General features: G+C 68.7%; 1 pseudogene. It reads right to left on the bottom strand.

The features are described 5' to 3' along the window. A pseudogene (locus KV100_RS19195) lies at positions 1-3,967 on the bottom strand (hypothetical protein); the annotation flags it as partial.

The raw sequence follows: 3,967 nt of genomic DNA, 5'->3' as shown, positions 1-3,967 counted from the left end.
GAGCCGGCAGCGACCAGCAGGAGCGCCACCGCCCCGATCCAACCGGCAGGACCACCCGTGCCGGGGAGATCCGGGAACCCCGGACCGGCAGGTGTGCTCGGACCACCAGGACCACCAGGCCCATCGGGACCACCGGGACCCGGTGGCGACGGCTCGGTCGGCGTCTCGTGGGTCGTCGTCCGACAGTCGTCCTCGTCCGCCGGCGCCGCCGCACGGGCGGCAGGCAGGTCCGGACCCTCAGGCGGACACGGCTCAGCCCCGTCGCCGGACACGACGTTGACGAGGGTCACCCCCGACGCGTCGTCGTCGACCCGGACCTTGTACGTCAGGGTCTGCGTACCCGTGAGCTCTCCGATCTCCCAGCGCAGCGTCGTCCCCGTGACCTCTGCCGTACCGGACGTCGCCTCGACGCTCCCCGGGACCAGCGACGCCCGTGAGAGCACCCGCGACAGGTTGTCGGTCACGACCACCCCATCGACGCTCGACCCGGTCACCACCCCCGCACGGACCGTGTACGTGATCACATCACCAGGATCGACCGTGGAACCCGACGGCGGATCACTCGTCTTCAGCACCGTCCACGTGCTCGCCGGCGGCACAGCATTGTCGTCGTTGGTGATCGTGCACGTCACGTCACCGCCGTTCGGGATCGACACGGTCGCACCCGTCACCGTCGCACCGGTACAGACCCAGTCCGACGCGGAGTAACCGGCCGGGCCGGATTCCGACAGGTCGTAGTCACCGGCGGTCACGGTCACGTCGACGAAGTCGTCGCCCCGGCCGGAGATCCCCTCCCTCGGCCCGTCGGCGAAGAGCGTCCAGTCGCCGGGCTCCGCCGTGCCACCGTCGTCGTTGACGACCTCCTTGACCAGGGTCAGCCTGGCTGGCTGGTCGTCGTTCTCGATCGTGCACGTGATGTCCGCACCATTGGGCACAATCACCGTCGCACCCTCGAGCGCCGCGTCACCGCAGTCCCAGTCCGAGGCCGTGTAGCCGGCAGGACCGGCTTCTGAGAGCACGTACTCGCCGGACTCAACGGCAACGTCGGTGACCGCAGCCGAGCCGGTCGTGCCGGTGATCCCGGCGGTCGGCCCGTCAGCAGACAGCGTCCAGTCGGTCGCCACGGCCGTGCCGCCGTTGTCGTTGACCACGTCCTTGACCAGCGTCAACGTGCCCGGCTGATCGTCGTTGGTGATCGTGCACGTCACGTCGCCACCGTTGGCGACCGAGACGGTCGCACCCTCGAGCGTCGCGCCGGTACAGGTCCAGTCCGACGCGGAGTATCCGGTCGGGCCGGACTCGGACAGGTCGTAGTCACCGGCGTTCACCGTCACCCCGGTCACCGCCTCGGTGCCGGTCACGCCGGACAGAGCAGTCGGCCCGTCAGCAGACAGCGTCCAGTCGGTCGCCACCGCCGACCCGCCGTCATCGTTGACGACCTCCTTCACCAGCGTCAACGTCGCCGGCTGGTCGTCGTTGACGATCGTGCACGTCACGTCCCCACCGTTCGGAACCGTGACGGTGATTCCCTCAAGCTCTCCACCCGTGCAGGTCCAGTCACCGGGAACGTAACCACCCGGGCCTCCGGCCTCCGACAGGTCGTAGCCTCCGGCGTCCACCGTCGCGCCAGTCACCGCCTCAGAACCGGTCGCACCGGTGATGAGCGTCGGCCCCTCAGCAGACAGCGTCCAGTCGGTCGCCACGGCCGTGCCGCCGTTGTCGTTGACCACGTCCTTGACCAGCGTCAACGTGCCCGGCTGATCGTCGTTGGTGATCGTGCACGTCACGTCGCCACCGTTGGCGACCGAGACGGTCGCACCCTCGAGCGTCGCGCCGGTGCAGGTCCAGTCCGACGCTGCGTAACCGGCCGGCCCGTCAACCTCCGACAGGTCGTACTCACCCGCCTCCACCGTCGCGCCAGTCACCGCGTCACTGCCGGTAGCACCACTGATCGGCGTCGGCCCGTCAGCAGACAGAGTCCACTCCGTCGCCTCCGCCGACCCACCGTTGTCGTTGACGACCTCCTTCACCAACGTCAACGTGCCCGGCTGATCGTCGTTGACGATCGTGCACGTCACGTCCCCACCGTTCGGAACCGTGACGGTGATTCCCTCAAGCTCTCCACCCGTACAGGTCCAATCGCCGGGAACGTAACCACCCGGGCCTCCGGCCTCCGAGAGCTCGTAGCCTCCGGCGTCCACCGTCGCGCCAGTCACCGCCTCAGAGCCGGTCGCACCAGAGATGAGCGTCGGCCCCTCGGCAGACAGCGTCCAGTCGGTCGCCACCGCCGTGCCCCCGTTGTCGTTGACCACGTCCTTGACCAGCGTCAACGTGCCCGGCTGATCGTCGTTGGTGATCGTGCACGTCACGTCCCCACCGTTGGCGACCGAGACGGTCGCACCCTCGATCGTCGCGCCGGTGCAGGTCCAGTCCGACGCGGCGTAACCGGCCGGCCCGTCAACCTCCGACAAGTCGTACTCACCCGCCTCCACCGTCGCACCAGTCACCGCGTCACTGCCGGTAACACCGCTGATCGGCGTCGGCCCATCAGCAGACAGAGTCCACTCCGTCGCCTCCGCCGACCCACCGTTGTCGTTCACCACGTCCTTCACCAACGTCAACGTGCCCGGCGCATCGTCATTCGTGATCGTGCACGTCACGTCAGCACCGAGGCCGACGGACACGGATCCTGCGACCACGGGTAGCGAAGTCCCGTCCGTGACGCACACCCACTGCGAGGCCCCGTAACCGGCAGGCCCGTCCGACTCGGCCAGCGCGTACGACCCCACCACGACAGCACGGTCGGTCACCGGCACCGAACCGGTCACCCCCGACACACCCGCCGTCGGACCCGTCGCCGACAACGTCCAGTCCGTCGCCTCAGCCGTCCCACCAGCGTCGTTCACCACGTCTTTCACCAAGGTCAAGGTGGGCTGCTGCGCAGTGTTCACAATCGTGCAGGTGACGTCGGCACCGTTGGCCAACGTGAGCGACGCCCCCTCCAACGTCCCTCCGGCCCCTTCACAGCTCCAGTCCCCTGCGTCATAGCCACCCGGACCGGCCTCGGTGAGCTCGTAGGTTCCGGCGTTCACCGCCGCGCCGCTCACCGCGGGTGACCCGGACGCACCAGAGATCGGCGTCGGCCCGTCGGCGGTCAGCGTCCAGTCCGCAGGCACGTCGGTGGCGCCAGTTGCCCCGGTCTCCACCTGCTTGCGCAACGTCAATGTGCCCGGCTGGTCGTCGTTGGTGATCGTGCAGGTCACGTCTGCGCCGTTGGGGACGGCCACGGTGGCACCGGTCACCGTCGCGCCGGTGCAGGTCCAGTCCGAAGCGGCGTAACCGGCCGGCCCGTCAACCTCCGACAGGTCGTACTCACCCGCCTCCACCGTCGCACCGGTCACCGCGTCACTGCCGGTAGCACCACTGATCGGCGTCGGCCCGTCAGCAGACAGAGTCCACTCCGTCGCCTCCGCCGACCCACCGTCATCGTTGACGACCTCCTTCACCAACGTCAACGTGCCCGGCTGATCGTCATTGGTGATCGTGCACGTCACGTCCCCACCGTTCGGAACCGTGACGGTGATTCCCTCAAGCTCTCCACCCGTACAGGTCCAGTCACCGGGAACGTAACCACCCGGGCCTCCGGCCTCCGAGAGCTCGTAGCCTCCGGCGTCCACCGTCGCGCCAGTCACCGCCTCAGAGCCGGTCGCACCAGTGATGAGCGTCGGCCCCTCGGCAGACAGCGTCCAGTCACCCGGCTCGGCCGTGCCACCGTTGTCGTTGACCACGTCCTTGACCAGCGTCAACGTGCCCGGCTGATCGTCGTTGGTGATCGTGCAGGTCACGTCCCCACCGTTGGCGACCGAGACGGTCGCACCCTCGATCGTCGCGCCGGTGCAGACCCAGTCCGACGCGGCGTAACCGGTCGGGCCGGACTCGGACAGGTCGTAGTCACCGGCGTTCACCG

The sequence above is a fragment of the Mumia sp. zg.B21 genome, assembly GCF_019550855.1.
Lineage (GTDB): Bacteria > Actinomycetota > Actinomycetes > Propionibacteriales > Nocardioidaceae > Mumia.
The sequence above is the reverse complement of the archived record's forward strand: the minus strand, read 5'-3'. Positions and strand labels throughout refer to the sequence as shown.